This is a genomic window from Micromonospora sp. C51 (assembly GCF_018070435.1).
Classification (GTDB): Bacteria; Actinomycetota; Actinomycetes; order Mycobacteriales; family Micromonosporaceae; genus Micromonospora; species Micromonospora sediminimaris.
The window spans coordinates 34,496-49,591 of sequence record NZ_JAGPXQ010000029.1 but is presented as its reverse complement, the minus strand read 5'-3'; the positions used below and the strand labels follow the sequence as shown (position 1 = coordinate 49,591).

Sequence of the window (15,096 nt, the reverse complement as noted above, 5' to 3'; positions counted from 1 at the left end):
CGGGCGGCGTGACGGCCGCACCCGGCCGGCCAACCGCCCCGCCTGGACCGGTTACGGCGGGAGGGCAACGGGTAGTGGTCAGTCATGCGCGACGACGAGTACCCGACCCCCGTGTCCGATCCCGAGGCCGACGGCCTGCCCGACACCGCCGACGACGATTCGACGGCCGGGGACGACGTGCTGACCGGACGGGAAGCGGACGGCCCAGCACCGGCTCAGCTGCCCGGTGACCGGACGCCGGTGGCGGTCGACGAGTTCGGCACCACCGCCGAGGAACAGCTCGACGGGGAGTCGTTGGACTACAAGCTGGGCCGGGAACGGTTCGAGCTGCCGGTCGACGACCCGCTGGCCGGACCGGTCGACCCGGACATCGCGGCCGAGGCGGACAGCCGGGAGCAGGCGGCGCAGGCACAGCTCGACGCCGACGTGATCGATCCGGGCCCCACCTCCGACCCGAAGTCCCCGGTCTCCCTCTATGACCACGACCGGTTGGGCACCAGCGCGGACGCCACCGTCGGCCGGCTGGTCGAACCGGACGAAGGGGCGCACACCGACCAGGAGACCGATTCGATCGCGTACGACGCGGGGGCCGCCGGTGGCGGGGCCAGCGCCGAGGAACTGGCCGTGCACGAGACCCGGCCGCCGCACTCGGTCTGATCGGCCGGCGCCGCCGACCTAGTCGTCCAGGCCGCGTTCGATCGCGTACCGGGTCAGCTCCACCCGGTTGTGCAACTGAAGCTTGCCGAGCGTGTTCTGCACGTGGTTCTGCACCGTACGGTGCGACAGCCCGAGCCGCTCGGCGATCTGCCGGTACGACATTCCCTTGGCCACCAGACGCAGCACCTCGGTCTCCCGATCGGTGAGCCGGGGTGCCGCGTCCTGGGTACCGGCCGCCGCGTGATCACCACCGGCGGCCAGTCGGCGGTACTCGCCGAGCACCAGTCCGGCCAGGCCGGGGGTGAAGACCGGATCGCCCGCGGCGGTACGCCGCACCGCTTCCAGAAACTCCGCCAGCCCGGCGGACTTGAGCAGGTAGCCGGTGGCGCCGGCCTTCACCGCGTCGAGCACGCCCTGCTGCTCACCGCTGGCCGAGAGCATGAGTACCCGCACCGGGGGGTGCGCCGTCCGCAGTCCGTTGATCACCTCGACGCCGGAGATGTCCGGCAGTTGCAGGTCGAGCACCACCACGTCGGGACGGGCCGCGGCGACCACCCGGATCGCCTGGCGGCCCTCGCCGCAGCTGGCCACCACCTCGTGGCCGGCCTCGACCAGGTCGCGGGCCACCCCTTCCCGCCACATCGGGTGATCGTCCACGACCATCACGCGTACACCGCTCATGGCTGCCTCCTCGGCACGGTGAGTTCCACCTCGGTACCGGCACCCGGTGTCGAGCTGATCCGGGCGGTACCGCCCAGGTCAGCCAGCCGCCCCCGGATGGCCTGGGCAACACCCAACCGTCCCTGGGCCGCCGCCTCGTTCAGCCGCTCGGGCGGGAAACCCGGCCCCTCGTCCCGGATCGACACGGTGACGGCGGACCCCTCGTCCTCGACCAGCACCCAGGCTCGGCCGCCGCCGTGCCGGGCCGCGTTGTCCAGCGCCGCGGCGACGGCCGCCGCCAGTTCGCGGGCCACCGCCGGGGGCAGCGGCACCGAGCCCGCCGGTGCGGACAGCGACACCGTGGCCGAAGCGTGCCGGCCGAGCAGCGTGCGCAGGTCCACCGGTGCGTCGGCGGCACCGGCCGGGATCGGTCCGGCACCGGAGATCAGCGACCGCAGCGCCATCTCCTGCTCCCCGGCCAGCCGGGCCAGTTCGCCGGCCTCCCCGTCGAGGTGGGCGCCCCGCCGCTGCACCAGGGCGAGCACCTGGAGCACGGAGTCGTGGATGTCGCGGGCCAGCCGTTCCCGCTCCCGGGTGGCGGCCTCCAACTCGACCGCCCGGTGCAGCCGCTCCCCGGCGGTCACGGTCAGCCGGGCGACGTGCCCGACCACCACGCCGGCGAGCAGCATCAGGATCGCTCCGTTGAACGCGCTCGGGGTGACCATGCCCCGGGTCGCCAGGTCGGTCGCGCCGAGCACCAGTGCCGCGACCGCGCCCCGCCGCCGACCGCCGCAGACGGCCCAGGCCAGCACCGGCCCGCTCAGCCAGGCCACCGGGAGGGTCGGCAGCCCCGCGTCGAGCGCCGGACGGCCCATCACCCACGGGGTGGCCAGCAGGATCGCCACCACCACGCCCAGATCGGCCAGGAGCAGCGGCCAGCCGCGCCGCGCCGGGACCGCGTACCCGATCGCGGTGACGGCCGTCCAGAACGCCATGAACAACACCAGCGCCGTCGCGGCGAGGGGGTGGGCGTAGCGGTCCGCGTCGCGGATCAACACCACGCAGACGTACGCCAGGGAGGCCACCCGGAAGACCGCGACGGCACGCCAGAGCGGCACCTCGAAACCAGCGGCAGCAGGCACGTGCGCCACGATGCCACAGGCCCTCGGGCCCGCCTGCGGCCGATGCACCTCGACCAACCCTGACGTACGGTTGTAAAAGCCGCGTAAACCTCTGCGATCTCTGTCGGGACGGGGGCCATGACGAACGCAGGACCTCCCCCACCGCGTACGGTGGTGCCCATCGAACACGCCCTCCTGATCGCCGACGCCTTCGACCAGGCCCAGGTGACCGAGCTCCGACACTCGGTCGCCGCCTGCGCGCGCACTGCCGGGCTGCGCGACGACCGGCTGGACGACTTTGTGCTCGCCGTCAACGAGCTGATCACCAACGCGGTGCGGCACGGCGGCGGACAGGGCTGGCTGCGGCTGTGGGAAGAGCCCGGCCTGGTGTTGTGCGAGGTCGCCGACCACGGTCCGGGCATCAGCACCCAGAATCTCGACAACCGCAGCCGACCCGCGCCGGAGACGGCCGGCGGGTGGGGCCTCTGGCTGGCCCGCGAGCTGACCGACGCGATGGACGTCGAGACCGGGTCGGCCGGCACCACGGTACGCATCATCACCGCGACCGCCCCCGCCGAGCAGCACGTCGGCCGCCACCGCAGCGGCGAATAGCGACGGACCGCCCCGCCCTCCTTCGACGCGAGAGTTGGAGCCGGTCGCTCTTACCAGCGCTCGCCGGTCAGCTTCTCGTAGACGTCCACGTAACGGGCCCGAGTGGCGTCGACCACATCGGCGGGCAACTCCGGTGCCGGGTTCCGCTTGTCCCAGCCGCTACGCGCCGCCCAGTCCCGTACGTACTGCTTGTCGTAGGAGAACTGGGCGCGCCCAGGCTGGTAGGACTCCGCTGGCCAGAACCGGGACGAGTCCGGGGTGAGCAGCTCGTCGCCGAGGACCAGGGTGCCGTCCGGCGCCCAACCAAGCTCGATCTTGGTGTCGGCGACCAGGATGCCCCGGTCGGCCGCCAGTTCGGCGCCCCGGCAGTACACGTCGATGGTCAACTGCCGCAGCCGGTCGGCGGTCTCCGCGCCGACCTTGTCGACCACCTCGGCGAAGGTCATCGGCTCGTCGTGCTCGCCCACCGGCGCCTTGGTGGACGGGGTGAAGATCGGCTCCGGCAGGATGGACGCCTCGCCCAGCCCGCGCGGCAGTTCGACGCCGGAGACCTTCCCGGTGTTCTCGTACTCCTTCAGGCCGCCACCGGTGAGGAAGCCACGGGCGACGCACTCGACCGGCACCATCTCAAGCCGGCGGCAGCGGATCGCCCGGCCGGCGAACTCCGGCGGCACGTCGGTGGCCGAGATGACGTGGTTGGGGACCAGGTCGGCCAGCTGCTCGAACCACCACAGCGACAACGCGGTGAGCAGCTTGCCCTTGTCCGGAATCGGGGTCGGCAGCACCACGTCGTAGACGGAGACGCGGTCGGAGGCGACCAGGATCAGGTCATCGCCCTCGGCGTAGACGTCCCTCACCTTGCCCGAGTGCAGAAGTTCCACGCGGACAAGTAGACCACGCGCCGGTCGTACCGCCGCTGGCGGTCCACGGGCCGACCGCCGGGGCGCGAACGGCCTCGGTACGCCTGGTCAGCGCCGGCGGCGGGTCATCCGGATCACCAGCAGGACGATCACGGCCACCACCGCCAGGCAGCAGAGCAGACTCAGGAAACCGAAGACGCCGACACCGCGCCCGCGCCGTCGAGCCGCCTCCACCACCAGTTCGCCGGTGCCGGTCGACGCCCACGCAGCGACCGGAACGAAAACCGTCAGCACGACCGTACCCAGGAGCGTGCCGAGCCGCCCCCACCACCTACCGAAGGAAGACATGCGCCCATCCTCGCCGAGACGCGCAACCTCGGCCGGCCGAACGAAGCTCGTGTCGACGCCGCGGACAGGCCCCCGGACAAACGACAGTGGCCCCGGACGGATCCGGGGCCACTTCGTCGCAGTAGCGGGGACAGGATTTGAACCTGCGACCTCTGGGTTATGAGCCCAGCGAGCTACCGAGCTGCTCCACCCCGCGTCGGTAGAACCAGCCTACCCCATCCGTAACGGAGCTCATCACCAGCCCCACCCGTAACGCCCCCGGGCCGAGAATTCGCCCCGCTGGACCGCCGCCTGGCCCGGGATCACGGGGCACGATCGACCCGGACGGGGATCGTCCCCGGATGAACGAAAGAGGCCCCGGACGGATCCGGGACCTCTTTCTCGCAGTAGCGGGGACAGGATTTGAACCTGCGACCTCTGGGTTATGAGCCCAGCGAGCTACCGAGCTGCTCCACCCCGCGTCGGTAGATCCACCGTAGCGCACCACCCCCGCCGCCCGCAAAACGACCCACGGAACGCCCGGTTTCACCGCCGATCTCCGGTCAGCGCGCAGCCCCAGTCACCGCTCAGACATGATGAAGCCCGCGGCAGTGGCGAGGAACGCCGAGCCGCGGGCTTTCACCGTGTGGGGCGGTCAGCCGGTGGGTGAGGGACTGCCGGAAGGCGCCGGCGGGCTCGGCGTGCCGTTGGTGCCCGCCGCCTGCTGAGCCTGCTGGAACGCGGTGAGCGCCTCGTCCAGCGCGGCCAGCGCCCGACCGTACCGCTCGAAGTCGCCGGATGCCTGGGCGGCACGCACCTCGGTGATCGCGGCCCGTACCCGCTCGGCGGCCGTACCGAGTTCGCCGGTGAGCGGCGGGGCGTCGCCCGGCGACGGAGTCACCGTCGGCGACGGAGACGGCTCCTCACCCTCGGGCGGTGGCTCCTCACCTCCGGCCGGCGGCGGCGGGTTACCGGCAGCTGCCTGCTTGCCCTGCTCGACCAGCTGCTTGATGCCGTCGGCGACGTTGTCGGCCAGCACGACGTAGGAGCCCCCGTCGCCGTACGACATCAGCACCTTCTGCAGCAGCGGGTAAGCGTCCTGCTGGTTGCTCTTCACGTAGACCGGCTCGACGTACAGCATCCCGTTGCCGAAGGGCAGCGAGAGCAGGTTGCCGTACTGCACCTGGGCCTGGTTGGAGGAGAGCAGGTTCAGCTGCTGCCGGATGGTGGCGTTGGTGTTCGTCATCCGCTGGTGCACCTGCACCGGACCGGAGATCGCCGTCTGGTCCGGCAGCTCCAGCACCTGCAACGTCGGCCTGCCGTCCTGGTACGAACCGGAGATCAGTGCGGCCAGGTTCTGCCGACCGTTGGGGGTCACCGCGCTGGTCAGCTGGAAGCGTGGCGCATCCTGGCCCGGGAACCGGGTGTAGAGGTAGTACGGCGGCTGCTTCTGCCCGCTGTCCGGCGCGTCCGGCACGTTCGGCACCTGCCAGAAGTCCTGGCCGGAGTAGAAGTCGCCGGGGTTGGTCACGTGGAACCGGGTCAGCAGGTTGCGCTGCACCTTGAACAGATCGGCCGGGTAGCGGAAGTGGTCGGCCAGCGCCGGCGGGATCTCGGCGCGTGGTTTGATCAGGTCTCCGCCGAACGCCTTGTTCCACGCCTTGAGCACCGGGTCGTTCTCGTCGAACTCGTAGAGAACCACGGTGCCGTCGTACGCGTCGACGGTCGCCTTCACGGAGTTCCGGATGTAGTTGACGTTCTCCCGGGCCAGCTGGATGGTGCCCCGGCCGGTCAGCTCGTCGGTGGTTTCCTGCTGGAGGTTGACCCGCTCCGCGTACGGATAGGTCGCGGCGGTGGTGTAACCGTCGACGATCCACTGCACCCGGCCGTCGACCAGGGCGGGGTAGGGGTCACCGTCCAGCGTGAGGAACGGGGCGACCTTCTCCACCCGGTCCCGAGGGTTACGCACGTAGAGCAGCTTGGAGTTGTCGTTTACCGCCTCGGAGAGCAGGAAGTTCGCCTCCTGCTCCTTGATCGCGTAGAGCAGGCGACGGGTGAACGAGCCGATCTCGACGCCGCCGGAACCGGTGTAGGTGTAGTACGACTCGGGTCCCTCACCGTCCTCGCCGCTCTCCCCCGCCGGGCGGTCGAACTCGGCCGGGTTGGCGTCCGCGTTCGGCTTGCCGACGATGGCGTAGTCACCGGTGGCCATCCGCTCGCCGTAGTAGATCCGGGGCTGGCTCGCCGGGATCAGGTCGGTGGCCGACGCGCACGACTCCTGCGTCCGCTCGCCGAGCGAACCAGAGACGAAGAACGGCTGCCCACCGCAGACCACCCGGTTCGCGGGCGCGGCCACCACGCCGTAGCCGTGGGTGTAGACGGTGTGCCGGTTGATCCAGTTGCTCTGCTGCGCGGTCAACTCGCCATAGTTGATCTCACGTACACCGACCACGTAGTCCTGGGTCGCGCCGCTGAGCGTGTACCTGTCGATGTCCAGCTTGGGACCGAAGTCGTAGAAGCCACGGACCTGCTGGAGCTGGGTGTAGGTCTCGCTGACCAGCTGCGGATCGAGCAGTCGGACGTTCGGCACCACCGACGTGTCGGTGGCCAGGCTCTCCGGCGGGTTCAGGTTGTTGGCCGAGTACGCCGAACTCTGGGTGATGTCCAGTCCGAACGACGCGCGGGTGGCGTCGATGCTGCGCTGGATGTACGGCGCTTCCTTGTCCCGGGCGCTGGGCTTGACCTCGAAGGTCTGCACCGCCCACGGGTAGATGCCGCCGATCGCCACCGCGGAGACGCCGAGCAGGGCCAACGAGATGCCCGGCCAGACCAGGTTGCGCATCCAGGCGTTGGAGAAGACGATGATCGCGATCGCCACCACCACGGAGATGTAGGCGAGGATCTCCTTGGCCGGCAGCAGCGCGTTGATGTCGGCGTAGCCGGCGCCGTAGACGTTCACGCCGTCGTTGTACTCCAACAGCATCGCTCGCCGGTCCAGCACGTACGCGACGGCCTTGAGCAGGACGAAGACCGCGACCAGCGTGCTCAGGTGGGCCCGGGCGGCGTTGCTCATCCGGTCGCCGACGCCCTGCAGGCGCACCCCGCCGAACAGGTAGTGCACGGCCAGCGCGCCGATCAGCGCCAGCACCACCGAGGTGAAACCGAGCCCCAGCAGGAACCGCCAGAACGGCAGCTGGAAGACGTAGAAACCGACATCGACGCCGAACTCCGGGTCGTCCACACCGAAGTTGCCGCCGTGCAGGAAGAGCAGCCACTGGTTCCAGCGGCTCTGCGCCGACAGGCCGGCGAAGAGGCCGACGATGGCGGCGGCCGCAGTGATCCACAGGCCCAGTCGGGGGCCGAGCAGCATCCGGTACCGCTCCAGGGTGGCCTGTTCCGGTGAGTGGGGTCGCATCCGTGGGCGTAGCCGTTGCGCGAGCCAGAGATTGCCGCCGACGATCGCCGCCATCGCCAGGCCCGCGGCCAGGAAGAGCAGCAGCCGGGTGACCAGCACCCCCCGGAAGACCTCGGTGTAGTCGACCTCGGAGAACCAGAGCCAGTCCGTCCAGGCCTGCACTCCCCAGCCGAGCAGGGTGAACAGCACGAACACCCCGATCAGGACCCCGATCGTGACGCGTCCGCGTCGGCTCATCCTCGGCAGGGGGCTGCTGCTACGCATGACCACTGTTGGCTCCGCACGCTCGTTATGATCGGCTCCGACCAGGCACCCAGAGTACGGGGTGTTCCTGAAAGCGTGAGCGCAAGGTCATGCCGCGCGGCTCAGCAGTACGCCGGCTCGCCCCCGGAACGCAGCGTCGCCATCGCGTCCAACGCCTCGTCGAGCGTGCCCACCTTCACCAACGGCAGGTCCGGCTGCCGGTTACGGACCGCCTCGGCGCAGTTGGCCGCCGGCACCAGGAACGCGGTCGCGCCGGCCTGCTTCGCGCCAACCAGCTTCTGCGGGATGCCACCGATCGGGCCGACCTGCCCGGAGTCGTCGATGGTGCCGGTGCCGGCGATGATCCGACCGCCGGTCAGGTCGTCCGGGGTCAGCTTGTCGATGATGCCCAGGGCGAACATCAGACCCGCGCTCGGGCCGCCGATGTCCTTCAGGTCGAAGGAGAGGGTGAACGGGTGGGGCTGCTGCTGCTCGATCTCGATCCCGATCCGGGGCCGGCCGTCGTGCTCCTGGCTGGTGATGGTGTCGGTTCGCGCGGCGCCGTCCCGGGTGTACCCGATCCGCAGCGCCGTGCCCGCCGGCCGGGCCCGGATGAGTTCGGTCAGCCGGGAGGCGAACGGCACTGGTTCACCGTCGACCGACGTCACCACGTCGCCGGGGCGCAGCACCGCGGCCGACGGCCCGTCGGCGGCGACCGTCTTGACCACGACCTGCACCTCGTAGCCGAGTTCCCGCAGCGCGGCGGTCTCCGCGCTGGTCTGCGAGACCTGGAAGTCCTCGGCGTTGCGCTGTTCCACCTCCTCCTGGGTCTCACCCGGCGGGTAGACCAGTTCCCGCGGCACCACAGCCTGCTCGTCGGAGAGCCAGCCCTGGATGGCCGAGCGGAGCTTGACGCCGGGCTGCACTCCCACCGTGGTCAGCCGCAGCTGGCCGGCGGAGGTGGAGGTTTCCCGGCCGGTTACCTGGATGACCTCCTTGCCGTCCTCCTGGCCCAGCGTGTCGACGGTCGGGCCGGGACCGAGCACCACGTACGGGACGGGCGCGCCGAGCACCCCGATGCTGAGCAGTGCGGTGAGCAGGGCACCGAGCAGGACGGTCAGGCCGCGACGTCTCATGCGGCAGAGCGTACCGATCCCGGTCGCGGCTCCCGGTCGGCACGACGAACGACTTCGCCCTGAGCGGAACCGTGGTGGCGGCGGCTCCGGGCTCGGCGCGCGTACCGTAGACGTCGTGCCTGATATTCCGTTCGGTTTCGCGCTACCGGGTGGGCAGCCGCCCGACCCCAACGACCCTGCGCAGATGCAGCAGTTCATGTCGCAGTTGCAGCACCTGCTCTCCGCGTCGGGCAGCGGGCCGGTCAACTGGGACCTGGCCCGTCAGGTGGCGGCCAGTCAGCTCGCCGCGGCGGGCGACCCGGCGGTCTCCCCCTACGAGCGTCACGCGGTGGAGGAGGCGCTGCGGATCGCCGACCTCTGGCTGGAGCCGGCCTCCGCGCTGCCCTCGGGCATCCGCAACACGGTGTCCTGGAACCGCAACGAATGGATCTTCAAGACGCTCGACGTCTGGCGCAAGCTGTGTGACCCGGTGGCCAGCCGGATGGTCGGCGCGATGGGCGACCTGGTTCCGCCGGAGGCCCGGGCCCAGCTCGGCCCGATGCAGTCGATGGTCGCCACCCTCGGTGGCGCGCTCTTCGGCGGCCAGCTCGGCCAGGCCCTCGGGTCGCTCGCCGCGGAGGTGCTGTCCGCCGGCGACATCGGTCTGCCGCTCGGGCCGGCCGGCACGGCCGCGCTCATTCCCGCAAACATCAAGGCGTACGGCGAGGGGCTGGAACTCCCCGAGGACGAGGTCCGCCTCTACGTTGCCCTACGCGAGGCGGCGCACCAGCGGCTCTTCGAGCACGTTCCGTGGCTGCGGGGGCATGTCCTCAACGCCGTCGAGACGTACGCCGCCGGCATCCGGGTGAATCGGGAGGCGATCGAGGAGGCGATGGGACGGGTCGACCCGACCGACCCGGAGTCGATGCAGGCGATCGCCCTGGAGGGAATCTTCACACCGGAGGACAGCCCGACGCAGAAGGCGTCGCTGGCCCGGCTGGAAACCGCCCTCGCCCTGGTGGAGGGCTGGGTCTGCCACGTGGTCGACGGGGCGGCCGACGGCCGGCTGCCGAACGTCGTGGCGCTGGGCGAGGCGTTCCGTCGCCGCCGGGCGGCCGGCGGTCCGGCCGAGCAGACCTTCGCGGCCCTGGTCGGGTTGGAACTGCGACCCCGTCGGCTGCGCGAGGCGGCAGCGCTCTGGGCGGCGCTCACCGAGCACCGGGGGATCGCCGGCCGAGACGCGCTGTGGGGGCACCCCGACCTGCTTCCCTCCGACGACGACTTCGCCGACCCGGTGGCCTTCGCCATGGCCGACGTGGACCTGATGACCGAGTTGGACAATTTCGACTTCTCCGCCCCGGGTGGCCCGGAGGAGAAGGCCCCGGGCGAGACGGAACGCCGCGACGACACCGAGGGCGGCGAGGGCCGCAACTGACAGGTGGAAAGGCCGGGCGCGGCCGCGCCGAGGCGGCGACTTCAGCCGCTTCGGCGGGCCCCGGACAGCAGCGACCGGGTGTGCTCCCACCCGTCGAGTGCCGGATCGAGGCGGGCCAGATCCGCCGGGCCGCGCAGCCGGTGCCAGGAGGGGGTCACCGCCAGGTCGCCGGGGCGGGGTGCCGCCGCCCGCACGGCCGCAGGCACCGTGGCGTCCATGTCCAGCGGTGGCAGCCAGGACGGCACGGGTAGCCGGGCCGCCACGCCGAGCAACCCGGGCAGGCCGCCCTCGGCCGGGGCAACCGCGACCGGCCGGCTGGTCAGCGGACGCAGCAACTTACCGACGGTGAGTCCGGGCAGGTCGGGCGCGTCGCCCGCGACGACCGCCACCTGCTCGTAGCGGTCTCCCCTCGCCGGGGTCCCGTCCGCCGGCCCAGCACCGGTCGACGGGTCCGTTCCGGCCGGGCCGCCGGCACCGGTGAGGGCGGCGAACACCGCGTTCGGGCTCGGCTCGGGCACCTCGTACACGGTCGTGCCGGGCCAGATCACCGCGTCGGCCAACCAGCGGTCGGCTCGCGTGACCGCGACCGCGGTGTCCACCTCGTTGAGCATGGCGAGCAGGTCCACCACGTCCTCAGCGAGCGCGCTGCGCCAGTTCACCGGGTCGACACCGGGCGGCGTCCAGGCGATCGGCGCGAGCAGCGCCACCACCACACGTCGGGCCATTCACCGACCCTACCGCTGCGGCACCGCAGCCCCCAGGGTCTGTCAAGGGGCGCCGGCGACGGCGGCCACGCCCTCCAGATAACCGCGCGCCCGTTCGGTCTTCGGGTACCTGCCTACCAGGGCCCAGAACTGCGCGTTGTGACTGGACACGATGAGATGGACCAGTTCGTGCAGCAACACGTAGTCGATCACCCAGTCCGGCATCTCCTGGATCCGGTGGGACAGCCGGATCGAACGGTCCGCCGGAGTACAGGAGCCCCACCGCCCGTTCTGGTTGCTCACCCACCGGACGCTGGCCGGCAGGGCCTGGTTGCCGTACTCGGTGAGGTAGAGCTTGATCAGCCGGCTGGCGCGGGCCAGCAGTTCGGCGTCGGAGCGGACCAGGCGCCCCTCACGGGCTGCCAGCCGGGCGAGCATCCGGTCGACCCACTCGCTCTCCTCGGCCCGGGAGAACTGGTCGGGGATGAGGACCACGACCCGCTCCCCGTCGCGGTAGGCGGACACCGTGCGTCGCCGACGCTGGCTGCGCCGTACCTCGACGACCGGCTTCCGCGGCCCTGCCATCAGTGGACCGCGCAGCCTCGGTTTGCTGTCACGTTGGCAAGCTAATGCGTTGTGACCAGGGGTCCGCAAGAGTCAACCCCCCGACACGCGTCCGGAAAATGGGGATTGGTCGCCAGGAGTCCCGAAAAAATTCTTTGCCGGACCCGGGGCAGCCGTCACGGTCACCCTTCGTGGTGACCGCCGAGGTGTCACACCCGAGCCGACCAACACGTTAAGTGATCATCGCTGCGGAGCTCAAATCGGGGTTCCGCGCCCCCACTCGACACCCTCACCAGCGCAATTGCGGGATGCTGGTCGGCGTGTCCCCGGCAAACTGACTGATCTGACCCAATTCGGCGTGCACACTCTCGACGTCGCCTTGCTCACAGTGGCAATGCGCAGCTGACATGGAACCGCCCACACCTGGGTAGGGTCCGCCAACCGGTGGTCACGTAGGTGGCCAGCGGACAGGACCGGCGCCGGACGCCCTGAGCGACCGCCACCGGGAGACCCACCGGGTCGTTATCGACCGGTGGACGACACGAGGAGGGCACACCGTGGCCGACCAGGCCCAGACCTACAACGGTTACTGCGTCAAGTGCAAGGAGAAGCGGGACTTCGAAGGCCGTGTGGAGGTCTCGAAGACCGGTATGAACATGGCCAAGGGCAAGTGTCCGGTATGTGGCACAACAGTGAACCGCATCCTGGGCAAGGCGAAGGTCTGACGTACGCGTACTGGAGCCGGGGGTGGCCTGCGGCCACCCCCGGCTCACATGCACGGTGACTGTCGGACCACCGACAGTAGTACCCGCGGGTTGTGGATAACTCGCCGAAGCCTGTGGACAGCCCTGGATCTGGGGCCGGCCACCTGTGGACAACGATCGACGGAAAGCGCGGACGTGGTCACTATTCGTGCCCATGACGCGAACCGCCGAACGACCGGCCTCCCCCCGCCCCCGCCTGCTACCAGGGCTCACCCGTCTCTGGCGCGACCGGCACACCCTCCAGCTCGGCCTGGGCCGGGAACGGGCGGTCCTGGTCGAGGTGGCCGACCCCCGGGCGGCCCGGCTGCTCGACCTGCTCGACGGCACCCGTAGCGAACGGCAGGTGCTGGCCGGCACGGGAGTCCGCCCGGAACACGCCCGCGCTCTGCTCGACGCCCTGCGTACCGCCGGTCTGGTGGTGCCAGCCCACACCCTCGTGCCCCGGGATCTCACCGGACCGCGCCGGACCCGGCTCGCCGCCGAGGCCGGCGCGCTGGCGCTGGCCACCGCCCGGTTACCGGGCACCCCCGCCCAGGTGCTCCGTCGTCGCCTGGCCGCCCGGGTGACGGTCATCGGCAGCGGTCCGCTCGGCCCCGCCATCGCGGTCGCACTGGCCCAGGCGGGCGTCGGCCACGTCCATCCCGACCTACCCGGGGTGGTTCGTCCGCTCGATCTCGTCGGCACCGGTATCGCCGCCACGGAGATCGGCAGTCCGCTCGACGCCGCAGCCCGGGCCGCGGTACAGCGGGCCGCCCCCGGCACCGGCACCGGCCCGCTGCGTCGGCCCCGCCCCGACCTGGTCGTGCAACTCGGCTGTGACCGGCCGGCCGCGCTGCTGGCCGCCGGTCACGCCCAACGGCGACAACCGCACCTGTTGGTGGACATCCGGGAGGGAATTCCGGCGGTCGGCCCCCTGGTACGGCCGCCGGTCGGACCCTGCCTGAGCTGTCTTGACCTGCACCGGGCCGACCGGGATCCCGGCTGGCCGACGGTCGCGGCCCAACTTGCCAGCGCCCCGCCCGCCCCGGCCTGTGCCGTGAGTCTCCTGCTGGCCGCGACCGGCTACGCAGTCGGCGAAGCATTGAGCCAACTCGATGGCGGCACACCCGAGACCCTCGGCGGATCGGTCGAGGTGCTGGCCCCCGGCAGCCTCCGGCGACGCTACTGGCCGCCGCACCCGCGCTGCCGATGCGGCGGCTGACCGGTGCACCAGCGCGGGTGCGGCTGCACGGCAGCAGCGGGCCAGCCGAGTCGGTAACAATGACCAAGTGACCGACATCCCGCGCCGGGCCGTGTCCCGGACCGCCAAGCTCGCCGCTCTGCCGCTCGGCTTCGCCGGACGGACCGTCCTCGGCATGGGAAAGCGCGTCACCGGGCTCGCCTCCGACGTGATCTCCGCCGAGATCCAGCAACGCACGGCCGAGCAGTTGTTCAGCGTCCTCGGCCAGCTCAAGGGCGGGGCGATGAAGTTCGGTCAGGCCCTGTCGGTGTTCGAGGCCGCCCTCCCGGAGGAGATCGCCGCGCCCTACCGGCAGGCGCTGACGAAACTCCAGGAGGCCGCGCCGCCGCTGCCCGCCGCCAGCGTGCACAAGGTGCTGGCCGAGCAGTTGGGGCCAGCCTGGCGGGACCGGTTCGTGAGCTTCGACGACTCCCCGGCCGCAGCGGCAAGCATCGGGCAGGTGCATCGGGCCGTGTGGCGGCTACCGGACGGTTCCGACCGAGACGTCGCCGTGAAGATCCAGTATCCCGGTGCCGGAGACGCCCTGCTCGCCGATCTGAAGCAGCTCTCCCGGCTGGGGGGTATGTTCCGGGCCATCCAGCCCGGGCTGGACATCAAGCCACTCCTGGCCGAGCTGCGGGAGAGGATCACCGAAGAGCTGGACTACGAGCTGGAGGCGGAGTCACAGCGGGCCTTCGCCGCCGGGTACGCCGACGACCCGGAGATCTACGTGCCGGAGGTCTGCTTCGCCTCGTCCCGGGTGCTGGTGACCGAGTGGATCGAGGGCACGCCGCTGGCCGACATCATCCGGTCCGGCAGCGAGGAGCAACGCGACGAGGCGGGCCGACTGATGGCCACCCTCCATCTCTCCGCGCCGGCTCGGACCGGGCTGCTGCACGCCGACCCGCATCCGGGAAACTTCCGGCTGCTGCCCGACGGCCGGCTCGGCGTGATCGACTTCGGGGCGGTGGCTCGGATGCCGGAAGGTACGCCGGAACCGATCGGCCGCATCGCCGGGCTGGCCCTGCGCGGCGACGCCGACGGGGTGGAGGCCGGGCTGCGGGCCGAGGGCTTCGTCAGTGGCGCGGAGCCGATCGACGCGCACGCCCTGTTGGAATTCCTGCGTCCGATGCTGGAGCCGATCGCCGCCGACGAGTTCCGGTTCACCCGGGCCTGGCTGCGCGCCGAAGCGACCCGGTTGGCCAGCCCCCGCTCCCCGGCGTATCAGCTCAGCCGACAGCTCAACCTGCCACCGTCCTACCTGCTCATCCACCGGGTGACGCTCGGATCGATCGGGGTGCTGTGCCAACTGGAGGCCAAGGCCTCCTACCGGGGCATCCTGGAACGCTGGCTGCCGGGATTCGCCCCGGTCGGCTGAGTGGTGACACGGAGGGCGGGGA

14 protein-coding genes and 2 tRNA genes are annotated in these 15,096 nt (G+C 71.2%); 6 read left to right on the top strand and 10 right to left on the bottom strand.

Translation table 11 applies throughout. The features are described 5' to 3' along the window. The first annotated feature begins 84 nt into the window (after positions 1-84). Positions 85-657 carry a DUF5709 domain-containing protein gene (locus KBX50_RS23625; RefSeq protein ID WP_093405184.1) on the top strand — a complete coding sequence of 191 codons (573 nt, stop codon included), beginning with the start codon at positions 85-87 and terminating at the stop codon, positions 655-657. 18 nt (positions 658-675) lie between these two features. On the opposite strand, the gene KBX50_RS23620 is transcribed toward KBX50_RS23625, so the two are convergent. Both KBX50_RS23620 and macS read right to left on the bottom strand, forming a co-directional pair. Continuing rightward, complete coding sequence (locus KBX50_RS23620) at positions 676-1,338, bottom strand: response regulator transcription factor (RefSeq protein ID WP_210939880.1); 663 nt, start codon at positions 1,336-1,338, stop codon at positions 676-678. Beyond that, positions 1,335-2,459: a MacS family sensor histidine kinase gene (gene macS, locus KBX50_RS23615; RefSeq protein WP_210939873.1), complete on the bottom strand. Its 1,125-nt coding sequence runs from the start codon at positions 2,457-2,459 to the stop codon at positions 1,335-1,337. The genes KBX50_RS23620 and macS overlap by 4 nt, the downstream gene beginning before the upstream one ends. Positions 2,460-2,576: 117 nt before the next feature. Here macS and KBX50_RS23610 point away from each other — a divergent pair, with 117 nt between their 5' ends. Further along, the gene (locus tag KBX50_RS23610) at positions 2,577-3,050 is read left to right on the top strand and encodes an ATP-binding protein (RefSeq protein WP_210939872.1); all 474 of its coding nucleotides are present in this window, start codon (positions 2,577-2,579) and stop codon (positions 3,048-3,050) included. Positions 3,051-3,100: 50 nt separating this feature from the next. Here KBX50_RS23610 and KBX50_RS23605 read toward each other — a convergent pair whose 3' ends face one another. The 6 genes from KBX50_RS23605 to KBX50_RS23580 form a co-directional block, all read right to left on the bottom strand. Beyond that, positions 3,101-3,931 (bottom strand): phosphoribosylaminoimidazolesuccinocarboxamide synthase, encoded by an 831-nt coding sequence (locus KBX50_RS23605; RefSeq protein WP_210939870.1) that lies wholly within the window; start codon positions 3,929-3,931, stop codon positions 3,101-3,103. A gap of 87 nt (positions 3,932-4,018) precedes the next feature. Then, positions 4,019-4,258, bottom strand: coding sequence for a hypothetical protein (locus tag KBX50_RS23600; protein ID WP_210939869.1), 240 nt, complete (start codon positions 4,256-4,258; stop codon positions 4,019-4,021). 122 nt (positions 4,259-4,380) lie between these two features. Further along, positions 4,381-4,454, bottom strand: a tRNA-Met gene (locus KBX50_RS23595). A gap of 191 nt (positions 4,455-4,645) precedes the next feature. Further along, positions 4,646-4,719: transfer RNA gene (locus tag KBX50_RS23590), tRNA-Met, on the bottom strand. 173 nt (positions 4,720-4,892) lie between these two features. Next, positions 4,893-7,916 (bottom strand): UPF0182 family protein, encoded by a 3,024-nt coding sequence (locus tag KBX50_RS23585; protein ID WP_210939867.1) that lies wholly within the window; start codon positions 7,914-7,916, stop codon positions 4,893-4,895. Between the two features lie 101 nt (positions 7,917-8,017). Further along, the gene (locus tag KBX50_RS23580) at positions 8,018-9,031 is read right to left on the bottom strand and encodes a PDZ domain-containing protein (RefSeq protein ID WP_210939865.1); all 1,014 of its coding nucleotides are present in this window, start codon (positions 9,029-9,031) and stop codon (positions 8,018-8,020) included. A gap of 115 nt (positions 9,032-9,146) precedes the next feature. Between KBX50_RS23580 and KBX50_RS23575 the strand changes: the two genes are divergently transcribed. Then, positions 9,147-10,445, top strand: coding sequence for a zinc-dependent metalloprotease (locus KBX50_RS23575; protein ID WP_210939863.1), 1,299 nt, complete (start codon positions 9,147-9,149; stop codon positions 10,443-10,445). A gap of 41 nt (positions 10,446-10,486) precedes the next feature. On the opposite strand, the gene KBX50_RS23570 is transcribed toward KBX50_RS23575, so the two are convergent. Both KBX50_RS23570 and KBX50_RS23565 read right to left on the bottom strand, forming a co-directional pair. Further along, on the bottom strand, positions 10,487-11,170 hold the full coding sequence (locus tag KBX50_RS23570) for a hypothetical protein (protein WP_210939861.1): 684 nt from the start codon (positions 11,168-11,170) through the stop codon (positions 10,487-10,489). Between the two features lie 42 nt (positions 11,171-11,212). Continuing rightward, complete coding sequence (locus KBX50_RS23565; RefSeq protein ID WP_210939859.1) at positions 11,213-11,734, bottom strand: M48 family metallopeptidase; 522 nt, start codon at positions 11,732-11,734, stop codon at positions 11,213-11,215. Between the two features lie 536 nt (positions 11,735-12,270). Between KBX50_RS23565 and KBX50_RS23560 the strand changes: the two genes are divergently transcribed. From KBX50_RS23560 to KBX50_RS23550, 3 genes are all read left to right on the top strand, one after another. Then, on the top strand, positions 12,271-12,438 hold the full coding sequence (locus KBX50_RS23560; RefSeq protein ID WP_012014940.1) for a DUF5679 domain-containing protein: 168 nt from the start codon (positions 12,271-12,273) through the stop codon (positions 12,436-12,438). A 193-nt stretch (positions 12,439-12,631) separates the two neighbouring features. Continuing rightward, positions 12,632-13,678 (top strand): hypothetical protein, encoded by a 1,047-nt coding sequence (locus KBX50_RS23555; protein ID WP_210939853.1) that lies wholly within the window; start codon positions 12,632-12,634, stop codon positions 13,676-13,678. Between the two features lie 67 nt (positions 13,679-13,745). After that, on the top strand, positions 13,746-15,074 hold the full coding sequence (locus tag KBX50_RS23550; RefSeq protein ID WP_210939851.1) for an AarF/ABC1/UbiB kinase family protein: 1,329 nt from the start codon (positions 13,746-13,748) through the stop codon (positions 15,072-15,074). The last annotated feature ends 22 nt before the right edge of the window (positions 15,075-15,096 follow it).

What these genes read in the sequence shown, in the direction of transcription:
- KBX50_RS23555 (WP_210939853.1), top strand. Translation starts at nt 12,632, where the DNA reads ATGACGCGAACCGCCGAACGACCGGCCTCCCCCCGCCCCCGCCTGCTA.
- KBX50_RS23565 (WP_210939859.1), bottom strand. Translation starts at nt 11,734, where the DNA reads ATGGCAGGGCCGCGGAAGCCGGTCGTCGAGGTACGGCGCAGCCAGCGT.
- KBX50_RS23580 (WP_210939865.1), bottom strand. Translation starts at nt 9,031, where the DNA reads ATGAGACGTCGCGGCCTGACCGTCCTGCTCGGTGCCCTGCTCACCGCA.
- KBX50_RS23625 (WP_093405184.1), top strand. Translation starts at nt 85, where the DNA reads ATGCGCGACGACGAGTACCCGACCCCCGTGTCCGATCCCGAGGCCGAC.
- KBX50_RS23570 (WP_210939861.1), bottom strand. Translation starts at nt 11,170, where the DNA reads ATGGCCCGACGTGTGGTGGTGGCGCTGCTCGCGCCGATCGCCTGGACG.
- KBX50_RS23585 (WP_210939867.1), bottom strand. Translation starts at nt 7,916, where the DNA reads ATGCGTAGCAGCAGCCCCCTGCCGAGGATGAGCCGACGCGGACGCGTC.
- KBX50_RS23600 (WP_210939869.1), bottom strand. Translation starts at nt 4,258, where the DNA reads ATGTCTTCCTTCGGTAGGTGGTGGGGGCGGCTCGGCACGCTCCTGGGT.
- KBX50_RS23610 (WP_210939872.1), top strand. Translation starts at nt 2,577, where the DNA reads ATGACGAACGCAGGACCTCCCCCACCGCGTACGGTGGTGCCCATCGAA.
- KBX50_RS23620 (WP_210939880.1), bottom strand. Translation starts at nt 1,338, where the DNA reads ATGAGCGGTGTACGCGTGATGGTCGTGGACGATCACCCGATGTGGCGG.